This is a genomic window from Bradyrhizobium sp. 179, from assembly GCF_023073535.1.
GTDB lineage: Bacteria > Pseudomonadota > Alphaproteobacteria > Rhizobiales > Xanthobacteraceae > Bradyrhizobium.
Genome location: NZ_JADPJR010000079.1, coordinates 38,186 through 55,726 on the forward strand (window position 1 = coordinate 38,186; position 17,541 = coordinate 55,726).

A 17,541-nucleotide genomic window follows, 5' to 3' on the forward strand; every position below is an offset into this window, starting at 1 on the left:
TCAAGGACAGTGGAAGGCATGCTCGCTTTCACTCTTCGCCGCGCCGTTCAGGCCATCGGCGTCATGTTCGCCGTCGGCATCATCGCCTTCTCGATGTTCCGTTTCGCCGGCGACCCCGTCAACCAGATCGTCTCGATCGACACGTCGGCGGCCGAACGCGAAGCCGTGCGCAAGTCGCTCGGCCTCGATGATCCCGTGCCGGTGCAGTTCGTGCGCTATTTCGCCGATGCCGCGCAGTTCAAGTTCGGCGTGTCCTATCAGTTCCGCCAGCCGGTCTCGACGCTGTTGATGGAGCGCATGCCCGCGACGCTGGAGCTTGCGATCTGCGCGACCGTCTTTGCAATGGTGCTCGGCATTCTGATGGGTGTCTATTCGGCGCTCAAGCGCGACACCGTGCTCGCCAAGTTATTCCAGGCGGTTTCGCTGATCGGCATCTCGCTGCCGACTTTCCTGATCGGTATTCTTCTGATCTATCTGTTCGCGGTGACATTGGGCTGGCTGCCCTCCTTCGGCCGCGGCGAGGTGGTCAAGCTCGGCTGGTGGACTACGGGCCTGCTCACGCTTTCGGGCCTGAAGGCGCTGATCATGCCCGCGATCACCCTCGGCCTGTTCCAGATGACCCTGATCATGCGGCTGGTGCGCGCGGAGATGCTGGAAGTGCTGCGAACCGACTATATACGCTTCGCCCGCGCCCGCGGGCTGACCACCCGTGCCATCCATTTCGGCCACGCGCTGAAGAACACGCTCATCCCCGTGATCACGGTGGCGGGATTGCAGTTTGGCTCGGTTATTGCATTTTCGATCATCACCGAAACCGTGTTCCAATGGCCGGGCATGGGACTTCTGTTCGTGCAGGCCGTGCAAAACGTCGATATCCCGATAATGGCCGCCTACCTGCTGATGGTCTCGCTGATCTTCGTCACCATCAATCTGGTGGTCGATATCCTCTACACCGTGGTCGATCCGCGTCTACGCGCGACCGTCGGCCGCGCCACGTAAGGCAGCCTGCATGTCCGACGCAGTCGTCTCCAATTCCAATGGGCAGAGCACGCAGCCAGCGCAAACGGCCCGCGGATGGCTCAGCCGCGCGCTCGACAGCGATATCTTCTATTCGTTTCGCCGCTCCAAGCTCACCATGGCAGCAGCGGCGATCACGGTCTTGTTCTTCCTGCTTGCGATCTTTGCATCCGCGCTCGCGGTGCAGAACCCATTCGATCCGGCACAATTGCAACTGATGAATTCGCGGATTTCACCGCTGTGGACCGCCGACGGCCAGAGCCCGTTCCTGCTCGGCACCGACGAGCAGGGCCGCGACGTGTTCTCCGCCATTCTCTACGGCATGCGCATCTCGCTCGCCGTGGGCGTGGCCGGCGTGATCTTCGCCGGTGCGCTCGGTATCGCGCTCGGCCTGATCGCCGGCTATTTCGGCGGTGCAGTCGATGGCGTGATCATGCGCATCGCCGACGTGCAGCTCACCTTCCCGGCCATCCTGATCGCGCTGCTGGTCAATGGCGTCGCCAAATCGATCCTTGGCAACCGGCTGGATGCCACCAGCATGCTGGTCGTGCTGGTGATCTCGATCGGCCTCAGTTTCTGGGTGGGTTACGCCCGGACCGTGCGCGGTTCCGTGATGGTCGAGAAGAATAAGGACTACGTCGCCGCCGCGCAGCTGATCGGTCTGCCCGCACCGAAGATCATGCTGCGGCATGTGCTGCCGAACACGATGGGCCCGATCCTGGTGATCGCCACGATCAATCTCGCTCTTGCGATCATCACCGAGGCGACGCTGTCCTTCCTCGGCGTCGGCCTGCCCGACACCATGCCCTCGCTCGGCACGCTGATCCGGATCGGCAACAACTACCTGTTCGCCGGCGAATGGTGGATCGTCGCCTTCCCGGGGCTTGCGCTGGCAGCGCTGATCCTCTCGATCAACCTGCTCGGCGACTGGCTGCGCGACGCGCTCAACCCGAAGCTCAGATGAGTACGCCTCGCTCATGACCGAACCTGTTCTCTCCGTGCGTAATCTTCATGTGGAGTTCGCCTCCCGCCGCGGCACGCTGCGCGCCATCGACGGCATCTCCTTCGACATCGCCAAGGGCGAGGTGCTCGGCGTGGTCGGTGAATCCGGCGCCGGCAAATCCGTCACCGGCCTCTCCGTGATCGGCCTGATCGATCCACCCGGCCGCATCGCCGGCGGCGAGATTCATCTCGCGGGCCTGCGCATTGACAATCTGCCGCCGGAAGAGATGCGCCGCATCCGGGGCAAGCGCATCGGCATGATCTTCCAGGATCCCCTCACCTCGCTCAATCCGCTCTACCGGGTCGGCGACCAGATCGTGGAGACGATCCGGACCCATCTCAATCTCTCCGAACAAGCGGCGCGGCGCCGCGCCGTCGAACTCTTGGCCGAAGTCGGCATCCCAGCGCCGGAAAAGCGGATCGACGGCTATCCCCACGAATTCTCCGGCGGTATGCGCCAGCGCGTGGTGATTGCACTGGCGATCTGCGCCGAGCCGGAGCTGATCATCGCGGACGAGCCGACGACCGCGCTCGATGTCTCCGTGCAGGCGCAGATCATCTCCCTGATCAAGCGGCTCGGGCGCGACCACGGCACGGCCGTGATGCTGGTGACCCACGACATGGGCGTGATCGCGGAGACATCGGACCGGGTCGCGGTGATGTATGCCGGCCGCATCGCCGAGATCGGCCCCGTGCAAGATGTCGTGAAGAATCCGCTGCACCCGTACGCCAGGGGGCTGATGGGCGCGATCCCGACTCTGGCCGGAGACGACAAGCGCCTCGTGCAGATTCCCGGCTCGATGCCGCGCCTGTCGGCGATCCCGCCGGGCTGCTCGTTCAACCCGCGCTGCGCCTTCGCCTTTGACCGCTGCCGCGTGGAACGGCCGGAGCCGCTCACGCGTGGCGCGCAGTCGGTCGCCTGTCACCTTTATGATAATGTGCCGGCGGAGAGCGCGGCATGAGCGCACCGTTCGTCCAGGCTAGAAATCTGCGCCGGGTGTTCGACGTGTCGAAGCCATGGCTCAACCGCGTGCTCGAAGGCGGGCATCTCGAATATCTCAAGGCTGTCGATCACGTCACCTTCGAGATCAGGAAGGGCGAGACGTTCGCTCTGGTCGGTGAATCCGGTTCCGGCAAGACCACGGTGGCGCGGATGGTCGTCGGCCTGCTGCCGCCGAGCTCCGGCGACGTGCTGATCGACGGCGTGTCGATGACCGATCCGCGGCAGGCTCCCGCACGCCGCAAGCTACGCCGCCGCATCCAGATGATCTTCCAGGATCCGTATGCGAGCCTGAACCCGCGCTTCCGGGTCGACGCCATCATCTCCGAGCCGATCCGCGCCTTCGACCTGATCCAGGGTGAGCGTGACATCCAGGCGCGCGTCGGCGAGCTGCTCAGCCTCGTCGGCCTGCACCCCGACGACCGACTGAAATTTCCGCACGAATTCTCTGGCGGCCAGCGCCAGCGCATCGCGATCGCGCGAGCGCTCGCATCGGACGCCGAATTCATCGTCTGCGACGAGCCGACCTCGGCTCTGGACGTCTCGGTGCAGGCGCAGATCCTGAACCTGATGCGCGACCTCCAGGACAAATTCGGCCTGACCTACATGTTCATCAGCCACAACCTCGCCGTGGTGCGCCACATGGCGAGCCGGGTCGGCGTAATGTATCTCGGCCGCATCGTCGAGATCGCGGAAGGACGCGAGCTGTTCGCCCGTCCGCGCATGCCCTACACCAAGATGCTGCTCGGTGCCGTGCCTGATCTCGCCATGAGCGGCCGCCAGCGCATTCCAGTCAAGGGCGAGATCCCGAACCCGATCAATCCGCCCTCCGGATGCGCCTTCAATCCGCGCTGCCCGCTGGCGTTCGATCGCTGCCGCAAGGAGATCCCGGAACTGATCGACGGCGTCGCCTGCCACGCGGTCAACACCGCGCCGGTCCCGGCGTGACGCGCGCGTGCCATGCAACCTGCGCATTTGGCGGCGGCGTGGCCCTGTGATCAATTGCGCGCGCCGCAAATGAGGTAGCCTATGGCCAGCAACATCAATCCCGATCCGTTCACGACGAGACCGGAAATCGAAGGCACCTTCGGGGTCGTCGCCACCACGCACTGGATCGCGACCGCCGTCGGCATGGCCATTCTGGAGAAGGGCGGCAACGCCTTTGACGCCGGTGTCGCCACCGCCTTCACGCTCCAGGTGATCGAGCCGCATCTCAACGGCCCCGGCGGCGATGTGCCTATCATCGTCCATGACGTGAAGCGCGGGCGCACCGAGGTGATCTGCGGCCAGGGCCCGGCGCCGGCGCGCGCCACCATCGCGCACTACAGGAGCGAGGGACTCGACATGGTGCCCGGCACCGGCCTGCTCGCCGCTTGCGTTCCCGGCACCTTCGAATCCTGGATGATGCTGCTGCGCGACTATGGCACGATGCGTGTGCGCGACGTGCTCGAGCCCGCGATCTCCTATGCGCGTGACGGCTATCCGCTGGTCGAGCGCGCCTGCGCCACGATCCACACCGTCGAGCAGTTGTTCCGCAAGCATTGGCCGACCTCGGCTGCCGTCTACCTGCCGAACGGTCAAGTGCCAAAGCCCGGAACGCTGTTCACCAACAAGACACTGGCTGCGACCTACTCCCGCATTCTCAGCGAAGCCGAAAGCGGCGGCGGCGGCCGCGACGCCGAGATCGAGCGCGCGCGCAAGGCTTGGTCGCAAGGCTGTGTCGCAGAAGCAATCGACAAATTCTGCCGGACGCAAGAGGTGATGGACGTCAGCGGCTCGCCGCATCGCGGCGTCCTCTCAGCGGACGACATGGCGCGGTGGCAGCCGACGATCGAGGCGCCGCTTACCTACGATTATGGTCGCTACACCGTCTGCAAGGCCGGCGTCTGGAGCCAGGGGCCGGTGACGCTTCAGCAGCTCGCTCTGTTGAAAGGCTTTGCGCTCGATGGGCTCGATCCGACCGGGCCGGAGTTCATCCACGTCCAGATCGAATGCGCCAAGCTGGCATTCGCCGATCGCGAAAAATTCTACGGCGACCCCAAATTCACCGAGATCCCGATCACGACGCTACTGTCGGATGCTTATAATGACGAGCGCCGCAAGCTCGTCACCGACAAGGCCTCGCTCGACTTCGCGCCCGGTATGGTCGAGGGTTTTGGTGGCGTGGTCAGGCTTCGCCGTGCCGAGGGCCAGCGCGAGGCGGTGGGCGCGCTCGGCGCCGGCGAGCCGACCGTGGGCCGCTTCGGCGAAGTGCGCGGCGACACCGTGCATTTCGACATCATCGACAAAGCCGGCAACATGGTGTCCTCGACGCCATCGGGCGGCTGGCTGCAATCCTCGCCGATCATTCCCGAGCTCGGCTTCTGCCTCGGCAGCCGTGCGCAGATGTTCTGGCTGGAGGAGGACCATCCCGCCGCGCTTGCGCCGGGCAAGCGGCCGCGCACCACGCTGTCGCCGACCATGGCGCTGCGCGACGGCGAGCCCTATCTCGCCTGGGGCTCGCCGGGCGGCGATCAGCAGGACCAGTGGATCACGCAATTCTTCCTGCGCCACGTCCATTGCAACCTCAACCTCCAGGAGGCGATCGACGCGCCGGCTTGGCACTCCGAGCATTTTCCGATCTCGTTCTGGCCGCGCACTGCGCGCCCGGGCGTGCTCGTGGTCGAGAACCGCGTGCCGAGGGCGACGATCGAGAACCTTCGCGAGCGTGGGCATATCGTCGAGGTCGGTCCCGACTGGTCCGAAGGCCGTCTTACCGCGGCCTCGCGCGTCGGCCCCCGTCGACGCGCTGCCGCCAATCCGCGCGGGATGCAGGGCTATGCCGCGGGACGCTGAAGGCAGCACATGACCTGGTCGATCATCGCGCGAGATACTGCCACCGGCGAGTTCGGTATTGCCGTCGCGACCCGCTTCTTCGCGGTCGGCGCGCGTGTTCCGTACATTGCCGCCGGCCTCGGCGCCATCGCGACGCAGGCCTTCGTCAATCCCTATTACGGCATCGACGGTGTCAAGCTGCTGCGTGAAGGCCTCAATGCACACGACCTGCTCGCCGCCCTGCTCGCGACCGATGACGGCCGCGAAAGCCGGCAGATCCACATCATGGACGCTAGCGGCGACATCGCCGCGCACACCGGGTGCGATTGCGTCGAGTGGTGCGGGCACATCGCAGGCAGCGGCTTCTCGATCGCCGGCAATATGCTGACGGGGGCCGACGTGCTTGACGAGACGGCCAAGACCTACATTGCCAACGACAGCCTGCCCTTTCCGCGCCGCCTGCTCGCGGCGATGCGTGCGGGCGAAGCCGCCGGCGGCGACAAGCGCGGCAAGCAGTCGGCCGCGCTGTTGATCCACGGCGAGGAGGAATGGCCGGCGCTGGACATTCGGGCCGACGATCATCCCGATCCGCTCGGCGAGCTCGAACGGCTCGAGCGTGTCAGCCACGAGCTCTGGGTGCACTTCCGCGCCTCCATGCCGACGCGGCGGAACCCGGCCGGCAACACCGATCGCAGCGTGATCGACGCCAGCATCGCCGCAGCCCGCGCAAGACAGTCATGAGCGCCACCCCCCTCATCGAGATCGAGGATTTGCGCATCCGCTTCCACGGCGACGATGGCCGTATCACCCAGGCGGTCGACAGTGTCGATCTCAGCGTCGCCAATGGCGCCACGCTCGGCCTCGTCGGCGAATCCGGCTGCGGCAAGAGCGTGACTTCGTTGGCGATCATGGGCCTGCTGCCGAAGAGAAGCGCGGAGATATCCGGAGCGATCCGCTTCGAGGGGCTCGACCTCTTGAAGACGCCGGACCAGACGCTACGCGACCTGCGCGGCAACCGTCTGGCGATGATCTTTCAGGAGCCGATGACCTCACTTAACCCGAGCCTGACCATCGGCGAGCAGATCGTCGAGACGATCCTGCGCCATCGTGGCGGTTCGCGGCGCAATGCGCGGGAGCGGGCGATCGAGCTCCTGCGCCGCGTCCACATCCCCTCACCGGAGCGACGCATCGACGAATTCCCGCACAAGCTCTCCGGCGGCATGCGCCAGCGCGTGATGATCGCAATGGCGCTCGCCTGCGATCCGCGCCTGCTGATCGCGGACGAGCCGACCACGGCGCTCGACGTCACCTTGCAGGCGCAGATTCTGGAGCTGATGCGCGAGTTGAAGGCCGCGAGCGGCGCCGCCATCATCCTGATCACGCATGATCTCGGCGTCGTTGCCGAAGTCTGCGACGAGGTCGCGGTGATGTATGCCGGAGAGATCGTCGAACGCGCGCCTGTGGACGAATTGTTTTCGGCGCCGCAGCATCCCTACACCGTCGGCCTGCTCGGCTCGATCCCGCGGCTCGATCATCGCGCCGAGCAGCTCGCCACGATCGAAGGCATGGTGCCGAACACGGCACGGCTGCCCGCCGGTTGCCGCTTCGCCGCGCGCTGCCCGTTCGTGCTGGACGCCTGCACCAGGGCGCCGCCGCCACTGCTGCAAGTCAGCCCCGGCCACCTCTCGCGCTGTATCCGCGCGCCACTCGAACGTTTGGTGTCGTGATGGCACTGCTCGAGGTCCAAGGCCTGGTCAAGCATTTCGTCGCGGAACGCTCGCTGTTCGGCCGCGCGCGGGCGCATGTCAAGGCCGTCGACGGCGTCAGCTTCTCGCTCGAGGCCGGCAAGACGCTGGCCCTGGTCGGCGAATCCGGCTGCGGCAAATCCTCCGTCAGCCGCCTGGTGCTGCGGCTGATCGAGCCGGATGCGGGTACGGTACGCTTTGATGGCCGCGATCTTCTCTCCCTCGACGCCAATGCGCTCCGCGCCTTCCGCCGTGAAGCCCAGATCATCTTCCAGGACCCTTACGCCTCGCTCAATCCGCGCATGACCGTCGGCCAGATCCTGACCGAGCCGCTGGCGCTGCACGATCTGGTGCCGCCGACGCAGCGGCGCGGGCGGGTCGCCGAACTGCTGCGGCTGGTCGGGCTGGAGCCGCGGCTGGAGCGCCGTTATCCGCATGAATTCTCCGGGGGTCAGCGCCAGCGCATTGCCATCGCCCGTGCGCTCGCAGTCGAGCCGAAGCTGATCGTCTGCGACGAGCCGGTCTCGGCGCTGGATGTCTCGATCCGCTCGCAGATCCTCAACCTGCTGCGCGAGCTCCAGGACCGGCTCGGCCTCGCCTACATTTTCGTGTCGCATGATCTGGCCGTGGTCAAGCACATCGCCGACCACGTGGCCGTGATGAATCTCGGCCAGATCGTCGAGACCGCGGAGGCGGACGCGCTGTTCGCAGCGCCCCGCCATCCCTATACCCGGGCGCTGTTGTCCGCGATCCCCCTGCCACAGCCGAAAGCGAAGCGAACGACGGTGCTATTGACGGGCGAGATCCCGAGCGCACTCAATCCGCCGGCGGGCTGCCGCTTCCATACCCGCTGCCCCTTCGTTGTCGAGCGCTGTCGCATTGAGGCGCCGGAGCTCGTGGCAGACAGCGCGGGCCACGCCGCCGCCTGTCACCGTACGGCAGAGCTGCCGTCCGCCGACGCTATCCTGCCGGCAGCCGGCGGGTTTTCGCCAGCACTTGCGAAATTGGTCGCGGCCTTCAGCCGAAAGACGGAAGGCGCAGCGGTCTCCGGGGTTGGTATACAAGGCACCGCGCCCACAACGACGTAGCCGAAGCAATGGGGACTGTCCGATGAACATGTTTCGCCTGGCCGCAACGGCCACCGCCTTCCTGCTGTCGGTCGTAACAGCGCAAGCCCAGACCACGCTGCGCATCGGCCTCGCCGAGGACCCCGACATCCTCGATCCGACCATGGCGCGCACCTATGTCGGCCGCATCGTGTTCTCCGCATTCTGCGACAAGCTGTTCGACATCGACGAGAAGCTCAACATCGTGCCGCAGCTCGCGCTGTCGAGCGAAACGGCCGACGACGGCAAGGCGCTCGTCATCAAGCTCCGCCCCGGTGTGAAATTCCACGACGGCGAGCCGTTCGATGCCGAGGCCGCCAAGTTCTCATTGGAACGACACCTCACCTTCCCCGGCTCCTTCCGCAAGCCGGAGCTGGCCTCGGTCGATCACGTCGAGGTCGTCGATCCCCTCACGATCAAGCTGGTGCTGAAGCCGCCGTTCTCGCCATTGCTCGCGCAGCTCACCGATCGGGCCGGCATGATGATGTCGCCGAAGGCGGCGAAGGAAGCCGGCGACAAGTTCGGCCTGCGTCCGGTCTGCGCGGGCCCCTATAAATTCGTCGAGCGCGTGCAGCAGGACCGCATCGTATTCGAGAGGTTCGCGGACTACTGGAACAAGGACAACGTCTTCATCGATCGTATCGTGTTCCAGCCGATCGTCGATGCCACGGTGCGGCTCGCGAACCTGAAATCCGGTGGACTGGACCTGATCGAGCGCGTGCTCGCCACCGACCTCAAGGAGGTCCGCGCGGATTCGCGGCTGAAGGTCGCGACCGCCATCGAGCTCGGCTATCAGGGCATCACGCTCAACATCGGCAAGGACAAGGCCAAGGGGCCACTCAGCCAATCCGCCAAGGTGCGACAGGCGCTCGACCTTGCCATCGACCGCGAGGCGATCAACCAGGTCGTGTTCAACGGCGAGTTTCAGGTTGGCAATCAATGGGTCAATCCCGATCATCCCTATTATCAGAAATCCCTGCCGGTCCGTCCCCGCAACGTCGAGAAGGCCAAGGCGCTGCTGAAGGAAGCCGGCGTGACACCGCCGGTCAGCGTCGATTTCCTGGTATCGAAGGGCGCGGAGACCGAAACGCCGGCGCAGGTGATCCAGTCCATGGCGGCCGAAGCCGGGTTCGACATGAAGCTCCGCGTCACCGAATTTGCAACCGGGCTGAAGCAGGCCGAGGCCGGCGATTACCAGGCCTTCATGCTGGCCTGGAGCGGGCGCGTCGATCCCGACGGCAACACCTTCGTCTTCCTGCACAGCGGCGCGCCGCAGAATTACGGCGCTTGGAACAATGCGCAGGCCGACAAGGCGCTGGAGGATGCGCGATCGGTGACCGATCCCACCAAGCGCAAAGCCAGCTACGAAGTCCTGGCGAGGCTGGTCCAGGACGAGGAGCCCCTCCTGTACCTCTACCACCGCCGCATCATCATCGCGCATACGACGAAGCTCGAAGGCTACCGGCAGATGCCCGACGGGCTCGTGCGCGTTATCGGCCTCAAGCTGAAGTGACAATGAAAGGATGCTGAAGTTCCTCGCCCGCCGCCTTGTGCAGATCGTGCCGACACTGTTCTTCGTCTCGGTGCTGATCTTCTCGCTCCAGCAATTGCTGCCGGGCGATCCTGCGCTGGTGATGGCGGGCGAAGAGCGCGATCCTGCCGTGATCGAACAGATCCGCCATCAGTACCGGCTCGATCAGCCCGTCCCTGTGCAGTACGCCTATTGGATCAAGGGCGTACTCGCCGGCGATTTCGGCGAATCGCTGCGCAACAAGATGCCGGTGCGCGAGCTGATCGCGCAGAAGCTGCCGGTGACCTTACAGCTCGGCTCGATGGCGATCCTGATCGCATTCCTGATCGGCATCCCCGCCGGCATCGTCGCGGCCGTGAAGAAGGGCACCGCCTGGGACTACGGCGCCAATTTCTTTGCGCTATGGGGAATCTCCACGCCGAACTTCTGGCTCGGCATCATGCTGATCTTCCTGTTCTCGATCGAGCTCGGCTGGTTGCCGGCCTCGGGCTATGTGCCGCTCACCGAAAATTGGCGCGCGAGCCTGGCTGCCACCATCATGCCCGCCTTCGTGCTCGGCAATGCAATTGCCGCGATCCTGATGCGGCACACCCGCAGCGCTATGCTCCAGGTGCTGGAGAGCGACTATGTCCGCACTGCGCGCGCCAAGGGATTGTTGGAACGCTCGGTCATCCTCAAGCACGCGATGCGTAACGCACTGACACCTATCATCACGCTCGGTGCGCTCGAGCTCGGTACCCTGCTCTCAGGCGCCGTGCTGACCGAACAGATCTTCTCCATCCCCGGCTTCGGCAAGCTGATCGTGGATGCGGTATTCAACCGCGATTATGCGGTCGTGCAGGGCGTGGTGCTGGTGACAGCCACCGTCTACATCACTCTGAATCTCATTGCGGACGTCGCCTATATCCTCGTCAATCCGCGGCTGCGGGGCTAGTGCCATGAGCGACACGACGCTGGCCAGTCCCGCTACGCAAGCTCACGAGCTGGACAGCCCGGCACGCCGCGCGCGGCGGCGCCTGTTCAAGCGCAAGGCCGCTGTGTTTGGCCTCATCGTGATCATCGCGTTCATCCTTCTTGCGGTGCTTGCGCCGGTCGTCGTTCCCTTCGACCCCATCGCGACGAGCTGGAGCCTGGTGCGCAAGCCGCCGACCGCCGCGCACTGGTTCGGCACCGACGAGCTCGGCCGCGACATCCTGAGCCGCGTCGTCTACGGCGCGCGCGCCTCGCTGCTCGCGGGCCTGATCTCGGTTGCGATCGCGCTCGGCATCGGCGTGCCGTTGGGCCTCCTCGCCGGCTATCGCGGCGGCTTCACCGACGCACTGATCAGCCGGATCACGGACGCAATGCTCGCCTGCCCGTTCCTGATCCTGGCAATTGCGCTCGCGGCATTCCTCGGCCCGAGCCTCGGCAACGCCATGATCGCCATCGGCATCTCGGCCACTCCGATCTTTATCCGCCTGACCCGCGGTCAGGTGCTGAGCGTCAAGGCGGAGGATTATGTGGAGGCCGCGCGCGCACTCGGCAATCCGCCATGGCGGATCGCATTCTCGCACATCCTGCCGAACATCCTTCCGGCGCTGCTGGTTCAGGCGACGCTGTCGATCGCCGCCGCCATCATCGCCGAAGCGGCATTGTCGTTCCTCGGCCTAGGCCAGCAACCGCCGGCACCGTCCTGGGGCAGCATGCTCAATGCCGCACAGCGCTTCCTGACCCAGGCGCCCTGGATGGCGATCTGGCCGGGGCTCGCGATCTTTCTCGTGGTGTTGTCGCTGAACCTGCTTGGCGACGGCCTGCGCGACGCGCTCGACCCGCGCCAGCGCTGAGATTGGATCAACGCTGCCGCCCTCCACCTCTCCCCGTTGGGGAGAGGTAAAGATCACCTGCCGATAGACCTCAAATCACGACCTCCCGCATCACGCGGCGGCAGTCCATCTCATATTCGAGATCGACCACGGGCGGCCGGGCAAAATGCCAGGTGAGGCCGGAGCGCAGCGCGCCGCGGCGCACCAACTCGTCGACCAGCGCGTGATGGAAGTCGTGCACCGAATAGGCCTGCACGCCGGTGGTGTCCTTCCAGCCGAAGCCGAAGGCCGCCATCCGGTTCTCCATCTGCGCGGTCGTTGTGAAGCGTACTTTCTCCCGCAGCCCTTCCGGGCTGAGGTCGCGGTAACGCACCGTGCGCTCGACATAGGTGCCGCTGCCCTCGCGAGCCTCGGCTCCGCCGGCGATCACGAAGCTCGGCGATTTCGACGGGGTCGGGCGCGTGAAGGAGAACGCGTAGAACGACGGCTCCGACGGCGGATCGATCTCGGGACAGACATTGCTGCGTGCCACGGGATTGGTGGTGCCGTCGAAGATCCCCCATTCCGACAGCGTCTTCACATAGTGCAGGCTGAACGCGCGAAAACCTTCCTCGCTGAAGGCCGCCGGCGAGCGCAATTCGCAGGCACAGAACGCCGTGAGCGGCCGCCCTGCCTCCCGGATGAACTTTGCCGTCAGCGCAAATCCTTCCGCAAGCGGCACCAGGCGGTCGAACCGGACGCGCTCGATCTCGTAGCCCTCATCTGCGGCGGCACCCGCCGAATACTGGAACACGGACGGAATGAAACGATAATTGCCGGCCGAGAACTCACGAATCATGGCGGACTCCTATTCCAGTTGCATGCGAATGCCCTTGGCGCCGTTGAGCAGGCGCCTCAGGTGAAAGCCGGCCAGGGGATCGTCGGCGTGCATGCCGACCAGCGCTGCGAATGCGGGCATGGCGGCGACGTCGCCGGCCTCCATCTTGGCAAAAGCATCGGAATATAGCGCGGTTTCCGGCGCTTCGAATTTGGCCTCCGACAGCGGTTCGAACGCGCGCAGCGGCTCGCTGCGTCCGCGCAGCATCAGCTCGCCTATTGGGCGGCCTTGAAAGTTATCGGCCGACGTGGCGACGCTGATGCTGACACACATGCGCGTTCCCAGATGCTTGTTGGCAGCCTCCAGCCGCGCCGCAATATTGATGGTGTCGCCGTAGGCGGTGTAGTCGAAGAAGCGATTGCCGCCGAAATTGCCAACCAGCGCCGGGCCTGCATGCACGCCGATCCGGGTGGTCCCGAAATTCACGCCTCTGCCCCTCCAACGCGCCGAGAACGCCTCCGCCCAGGCGTCGAGATCATGTGCGCAGGTGACTGCACGCGCCGCATAATCCGGCTGGTCCCCCGGCGCGTTGAAGAGCACCTGGATCGCATCGCCGATGATTTTCGTGACCGTCCCCTCATGCGCGAAGACGATTTCGGTCATGCCGCCGACATATTCATTGAGGAGCTCGCCGAGCATCTGGGGCGGTGCGCTCTCCACCAGCGAGGTGAAGCCGGTGATATCTGTGAAGATGGTCGCGACGTCGCGCCACTGCACCTCCATGCCGTCGCCGGCGACATCCGCCGCCAGGCGCCTTGCGATCTCCGGCGAGAAGAAGCGCGACAGCGAGGCATGGGCGCGCTCGGCTTCCATCTGGCGCCGCCGCACCTCGCGCAGCATCTCGACGTGGCGAATGGTTTTATCGATCGTGGCTTCCAGATCGGCGAAATCGATCGGCTTGGTCAGGAAGTCGAATGCGCCGCGGTTCATGGCGGTACGGATGTTGCTCATGTCACCATAGGCGGAGACGATGATGGTCGACTTCTTGTCCTCGGCCTCCTGAAGCTTCGCGAGCAGCGACAGCCCGTCCATCCGCGGCATGTTGATGTCGGAGACCACCATGTCGACATGCGGATTCTGCTCGAGCGATTGCAGCGCCTCGAGACCGTCGCGCGCGAACATGATGTCGACGAGCCCGTCCCGGATCTGCCTGCGGAATTTTTGCAGAATCAGCACCTCGAGATCCGGTTCATCATCGACGAAGAGGATGGTCGCAGTCATGCGGCTTGCTCGAGCCTCGTGTCGATCTCCTGCCGCAACAGCGCAAAGTCGATCGGCTTGGTGAGGAGCCCGACGGCGCCCCGCTCGATCGCCTTGCGGCGCGTTTCGGCATCGCCATAGGCCGTGATCATGATGACGGGAACATCCGGATGCGCGGCACGCACCTTCGGCAGCATGTCGAGCCCGCTCATGCCGGGCATGTTGATGTCCGAGAGAATCAAAATCAGCGAGGGATCGCGAACTTCGGCCGCGCGCCTCAGCGCATCTGGCGCAGAGGACGCAAATTCCATCTGGAAGCGTCCCGCGCGCAGCTCCCGCCGGAACTGCTGCCGGAACAGCGCCTCGACGTCGGGCTCGTCATCGACGACCAGGATATAAACGTTCAAGTCCCGTCTCCAGTAGTTCCGCTTGCCGCCATCATGCGCGGCAGCGTGATGATGAATTCGGTGAATACACCGGGCTCGGTGTTCACGTCGATCGTGCCGCCGTGCTGTTTCACGACGATGTCATGACTCATGGAAAGGCCGAGCCCGGTGCCCTCGCCAGCCGGCTTGGTGGTGAAGAAGGGATTGAACATCTTCTCCTTCACCTCGGGCGGGATCCCGGTGCCGTTATCGCGGATCCGGATCTCGACTCTCTCGCCGAGGTTCTTCGTTGCCGCGCGCAAGATCGGCTCGAAGGCGTCAGCGGCGCTCTCCTTGCGCTTAGCGGTTGCGTAGAAGCCGTTGGAGATCAGGTTGAGAAAGACGCGCGTGATCTCCTGCGGATAGATATCGACCATACCGGCGGCGGGATCGAGTTCGCGCTGGAGCGTGACGTTGAAGGCCGGTCTTTCGGCGCGCGCGCCGTGGTAGGCCAAATTGAGGCTCTCCTCCACGACTGCATTGATATCGACGGCGCGATGCTCGCCGGAGCCCTCGCGCGAATGCAGCAGCATGTTCCTGACGATGGAATCGGCGCGTTTGCCGTGCTGCACCACTTTCTCGAGATTGCTCCTGAGCATGCCGGTCAGCTCGTCGACCTCCTCCTTCGTCTTGCCGTCGAGCGCGGCCGACTGCAGGGCCTCCTTGAGCTCGTCGATCAGCTCGGTCGAAACCGCGGAGAAGTTGTTGATGAAGTTGAGCGGATTCTTGATCTCGTGGGCGATGCCCGCCGTGAGCTGGCCGAGGGACGCGAGCTTCTCGGTCTGGATCAGGCGATCCTGGGCGGCGCGCAAGTCGTCGAGCGACTGCGACAACTCTCTGGTTCGTTCCTGGACCTCCTCGAACAATCGGACATTCTCGATCGCGATAAGGGCCTGGTCTGCAAAGGTCGTGGCGAGTTCGATCTGCTTCGCGCTAAACGGCCGCACATCGTGTCGCGTCAAAACGAACACGCCGATCGGTGTCCCCTCTCGAAGCAAGGGCACACCCAGCATCGTACGTACGTGGGCGCGCCTTCGGGCGGACGAGGGCGCGTATTCCGGGTCGGCCTGCACATCCGGGACATGGACCGTCTTGCCATCGAGCAGGGTGCGGCCGACCACACTTCCCCGTTCAGGTACAGACGCGAAAGTCCGGAGCTTGTTTTCCTGCTCGGCGTCGAGCCCGCAGCTTGCCGCCAAATAGAAAACGCCATCGTTGGGCCGGAAAATCGTTCCCTCCTCCGCGTCACACAGGCGAGCTGCCGAGCCAACAAGCGTGTTCAGCACGACTTGCAGGTCGAACGCCGAACGGCTGATGACTTTCAGCACGTCGGCGGTCGCAGTCTGCTGCTGCAGGGATTCGCTCAATTCCGCGGTGCGTCGTTCGACCTTGTTTTCGAGGTCGGCGTAGGATTCCTGCAAGCGTGCGCCCATCTCGTTGAACTGGTCGGCGAGACCTTCGAGCTCGTCGCCGGTTTTGATCGAGATGCGCTGGGAGAAATCGCCGGCGCCGATCCGCTCGGCGCCGCTGCGCAGCGCTTGGATCGGACCGACCATGCGGCGCGCGAGAAAGATCCCTGCAAGCACCGCGAAAATCGAAGCCGCCGACAGCACGATCGCAAGGCGCTGCAACGAGGCGTAGAGCGAAGCGTAGGCCTCCTCGACAGGCAATTCCACGAACATTGTCCAGCCGAGCGGCGCGATCGGGGCGGAGGCCGTCAGAACCTTCTGCCCCTGGATGTTCGTCGCCTCCTGCAATGCGTCCGGCATGACGCCGCCCCCGGCCTGCGCAGCGCGCACCTGCGCGAGACCAGACATGTCGGTGTTGCGCAGCACGAAACTGATGTCGGGATGCGCGATCAGGCGCCCTTCCGGTCCGACGACGTAGGCAACTCCGCGCTCACCGACCTTGATCTGGGACACAACGTCCCAGATCAGCTTGAGATTGACCTCGGCGATGCTGACGCCGGCATCCTTGCGCGCACCAGCCAGCGCCAGCGTCATGTAGGGCTCGGACTCCCTGCGGAAATAGATGGGTCCGTAATAAACCTTGTGTGCGACTGCCTCGGCAAACTTTGCGTCGCTCGACAGGTCGATGCCGCTGTCGATCGCATCCATCGCCAGCCGCGAGACCCGCAACCGCTCCTTGCCAGTCGAATCCACCTGGGCAAGCTCGGTGATCCCAGGCACCTGACGCAGCAGCCGCAGCGCGTCGAACCGGTGCTGCTCGATCGAGCCCCCAGACCAGGGCAGTTGCGTGGTCCAGCCGAGCTGGCCCTCGATCTCCTTGACGAACTGGCCGATCTTGGCCGCGGCCGCCTCGGCCTGCTCATGCTGGACCCGGATCAGCGAGGCCTTGTGCTCGCGATAATAGAAGAAGACCTCGAACAGGCCGTTGGCGAGCAGCGCGACGGTGACCACGGCCACGAACAGCGCGACGTATTTGGTGAACAACCGGCTCCTGATCCCCTGCCCCGTCGCCGCGCCGGCAGTGACGCCAGCCGCTGCCGCGCTCGGCAGCGACCTGGCTTGCAGGGTGTCGGGATGGACGGAAAGGCTCATCCCTCGGAAACTACCAAGAAGAGCGGACCTTGTCTCTCGCAAGCACCCGGGAGCGGCCGCCCGATGGCCGGTGCGGCGCCTCGCCGGCGCACAAAAAACACAATAAAAGGGCGGCAACGGAAACCGCTGCCGCCCTCTGGTTCGCGCGCCTACAGCCTCAGGTCGGCCGCAAGGCCTTGTTGGAGCCCAGGTCGAGCTCGTTGACCTGCTTGTTCCGCTCCGAATCGGCGGCCGCGCGATGGTCGGTCGCCAACACCACGTAAACCGCCGGCAGCACGAACAGCGTGAACAGCGTGCCGATCGACATGCCGGCCACGACGACCAGACCGATCGAGAAGCGGCTGGCCGCGCCGGCGCCGGTGGCGGTCAGGAGCGGGATCAGACCCGTCACCATCGCGGCCGTGGTCATCAGGATCGGGCGCAGCCGAATGCGCGCCGACATCTCGATGGCCGAGCGGCGT

At 65.0% G+C, this 17,541-nt stretch carries 16 protein-coding genes; 11 read left to right on the plus strand and 5 right to left on the minus strand.

Annotated features, from left to right (window positions below; translation table 11 throughout):
* The first annotated feature begins 18 nt into the window (after window positions 1–18).
* From IVB12_RS19660 to IVB12_RS19710, 11 genes are all read left to right on the plus strand, one after another.
* The gene (locus IVB12_RS19660; protein WP_247279837.1) at window positions 19–999 is read left to right on the plus strand and encodes an ABC transporter permease; all 981 of its coding nucleotides are present in this window, start codon (window positions 19–21) and stop codon (window positions 997–999) included.
* Between the two features lie 10 nt (window positions 1,000–1,009).
* Window positions 1,010–1,981 carry an ABC transporter permease gene (locus IVB12_RS19665; protein WP_247301197.1) on the plus strand — a complete coding sequence of 324 codons (972 nt, stop codon included), beginning with the start codon at window positions 1,010–1,012 and terminating at the stop codon, window positions 1,979–1,981.
* A 13-nt stretch (window positions 1,982–1,994) separates the two neighbouring features.
* Window positions 1,995–2,981 carry an ABC transporter ATP-binding protein gene (locus IVB12_RS19670; RefSeq protein WP_247301198.1) on the plus strand — a complete coding sequence of 329 codons (987 nt, stop codon included), beginning with the start codon at window positions 1,995–1,997 and terminating at the stop codon, window positions 2,979–2,981.
* The gene (locus IVB12_RS19675; protein ID WP_247301199.1) at window positions 2,978–3,967 is read left to right on the plus strand and encodes an oligopeptide/dipeptide ABC transporter ATP-binding protein; all 990 of its coding nucleotides are present in this window, start codon (window positions 2,978–2,980) and stop codon (window positions 3,965–3,967) included. Before IVB12_RS19670 ends, IVB12_RS19675 begins: the two co-directional genes overlap by 4 nt.
* Window positions 3,968–4,048: 81 nt before the next feature.
* A complete protein-coding gene (locus IVB12_RS19680; protein ID WP_247301200.1) occupies window positions 4,049–5,854 on the plus strand; it encodes a gamma-glutamyltransferase family protein in 1,806 nt (601 codons plus the stop codon).
* Window positions 5,855–5,863: 9 nt separating this feature from the next.
* Complete coding sequence (locus tag IVB12_RS19685) at window positions 5,864–6,574, plus strand: DUF1028 domain-containing protein (RefSeq protein ID WP_247301201.1); 711 nt, start codon at window positions 5,864–5,866, stop codon at window positions 6,572–6,574.
* On the plus strand, window positions 6,571–7,560 hold the full coding sequence (locus tag IVB12_RS19690; protein ID WP_247301202.1) for an ABC transporter ATP-binding protein: 990 nt from the start codon (window positions 6,571–6,573) through the stop codon (window positions 7,558–7,560). The genes IVB12_RS19685 and IVB12_RS19690 overlap by 4 nt, the downstream gene beginning before the upstream one ends.
* On the plus strand, window positions 7,560–8,666 hold the full coding sequence (locus IVB12_RS19695) for a dipeptide ABC transporter ATP-binding protein (RefSeq protein ID WP_247301203.1): 1,107 nt from the start codon (window positions 7,560–7,562) through the stop codon (window positions 8,664–8,666). The genes IVB12_RS19690 and IVB12_RS19695 overlap by 1 nt, the downstream gene beginning before the upstream one ends.
* A 22-nt stretch (window positions 8,667–8,688) precedes the next feature.
* On the plus strand, window positions 8,689–10,197 hold the full coding sequence (locus IVB12_RS19700; protein ID WP_247301204.1) for an ABC transporter substrate-binding protein: 1,509 nt from the start codon (window positions 8,689–8,691) through the stop codon (window positions 10,195–10,197).
* Between the two features lie 10 nt (window positions 10,198–10,207).
* Entirely contained in the window at window positions 10,208–11,149 is a 942-nt protein-coding gene (locus IVB12_RS19705; RefSeq protein WP_247301205.1) for an ABC transporter permease, read from the plus strand.
* Between the two features lie 4 nt (window positions 11,150–11,153).
* The gene (locus tag IVB12_RS19710; RefSeq protein WP_247301206.1) at window positions 11,154–12,038 is read left to right on the plus strand and encodes an ABC transporter permease; all 885 of its coding nucleotides are present in this window, start codon (window positions 11,154–11,156) and stop codon (window positions 12,036–12,038) included.
* Window positions 12,039–12,108: 70 nt separating this feature from the next.
* Here the strand turns inward: IVB12_RS19710 and IVB12_RS19715 are convergent, their stop codons facing one another.
* The 5 genes from IVB12_RS19715 to IVB12_RS19735 form a co-directional block, all read right to left on the minus strand.
* Window positions 12,109–12,855 (minus strand): hypothetical protein, encoded by a 747-nt coding sequence (locus IVB12_RS19715; RefSeq protein WP_247301207.1) that lies wholly within the window; start codon window positions 12,853–12,855, stop codon window positions 12,109–12,111.
* 9 nt (window positions 12,856–12,864) lie between these two features.
* Complete coding sequence (locus tag IVB12_RS19720) at window positions 12,865–14,115, minus strand: adenylate/guanylate cyclase domain-containing protein (RefSeq protein ID WP_247301208.1); 1,251 nt, start codon at window positions 14,113–14,115, stop codon at window positions 12,865–12,867.
* Window positions 14,112–14,501, minus strand: coding sequence for a response regulator (locus IVB12_RS19725; protein WP_247279850.1), 390 nt, complete (start codon window positions 14,499–14,501; stop codon window positions 14,112–14,114). The genes IVB12_RS19720 and IVB12_RS19725 overlap by 4 nt, the downstream gene beginning before the upstream one ends.
* Complete coding sequence (locus tag IVB12_RS19730) at window positions 14,498–17,080, minus strand: ATP-binding protein (protein WP_247301209.1); 2,583 nt, start codon at window positions 17,078–17,080, stop codon at window positions 14,498–14,500. Before IVB12_RS19730 ends, IVB12_RS19725 begins: the two co-directional genes overlap by 4 nt.
* Before the next feature lie 157 nt (window positions 17,081–17,237).
* A partial coding sequence (locus IVB12_RS19735; RefSeq protein WP_247301210.1) for an efflux RND transporter permease subunit occupies window positions 17,238–17,541 on the minus strand: 304 nt, incomplete at its 5' end.

What these genes read in the sequence shown, in the direction of transcription:
- IVB12_RS19660 (WP_247279837.1), top strand. Translation starts at nt 19, where the DNA reads ATGCTCGCTTTCACTCTTCGCCGCGCCGTTCAGGCCATCGGCGTCATG.
- IVB12_RS19665 (WP_247301197.1), top strand. Translation starts at nt 1,010, where the DNA reads ATGTCCGACGCAGTCGTCTCCAATTCCAATGGGCAGAGCACGCAGCCA.
- IVB12_RS19670 (WP_247301198.1), top strand. Translation starts at nt 1,995, where the DNA reads ATGACCGAACCTGTTCTCTCCGTGCGTAATCTTCATGTGGAGTTCGCC.
- IVB12_RS19675 (WP_247301199.1), top strand. Translation starts at nt 2,978, where the DNA reads ATGAGCGCACCGTTCGTCCAGGCTAGAAATCTGCGCCGGGTGTTCGAC.
- IVB12_RS19680 (WP_247301200.1), top strand. Translation starts at nt 4,049, where the DNA reads ATGGCCAGCAACATCAATCCCGATCCGTTCACGACGAGACCGGAAATC.
- IVB12_RS19685 (WP_247301201.1), top strand. Translation starts at nt 5,864, where the DNA reads ATGACCTGGTCGATCATCGCGCGAGATACTGCCACCGGCGAGTTCGGT.
- IVB12_RS19690 (WP_247301202.1), top strand. Translation starts at nt 6,571, where the DNA reads ATGAGCGCCACCCCCCTCATCGAGATCGAGGATTTGCGCATCCGCTTC.
- IVB12_RS19695 (WP_247301203.1), top strand. Translation starts at nt 7,560, where the DNA reads ATGGCACTGCTCGAGGTCCAAGGCCTGGTCAAGCATTTCGTCGCGGAA.
- IVB12_RS19700 (WP_247301204.1), top strand. Translation starts at nt 8,689, where the DNA reads ATGAACATGTTTCGCCTGGCCGCAACGGCCACCGCCTTCCTGCTGTCG.
- IVB12_RS19705 (WP_247301205.1), top strand. Translation starts at nt 10,208, where the DNA reads ATGCTGAAGTTCCTCGCCCGCCGCCTTGTGCAGATCGTGCCGACACTG.
- IVB12_RS19710 (WP_247301206.1), top strand. Translation starts at nt 11,154, where the DNA reads ATGAGCGACACGACGCTGGCCAGTCCCGCTACGCAAGCTCACGAGCTG.
- IVB12_RS19715 (WP_247301207.1), bottom strand. Translation starts at nt 12,855, where the DNA reads ATGATTCGTGAGTTCTCGGCCGGCAATTATCGTTTCATTCCGTCCGTG.
- IVB12_RS19720 (WP_247301208.1), bottom strand. Translation starts at nt 14,115, where the DNA reads ATGACTGCGACCATCCTCTTCGTCGATGATGAACCGGATCTCGAGGTG.
- IVB12_RS19730 (WP_247301209.1), bottom strand. Translation starts at nt 17,080, where the DNA reads ATGAGCCTTTCCGTCCATCCCGACACCCTGCAAGCCAGGTCGCTGCCG.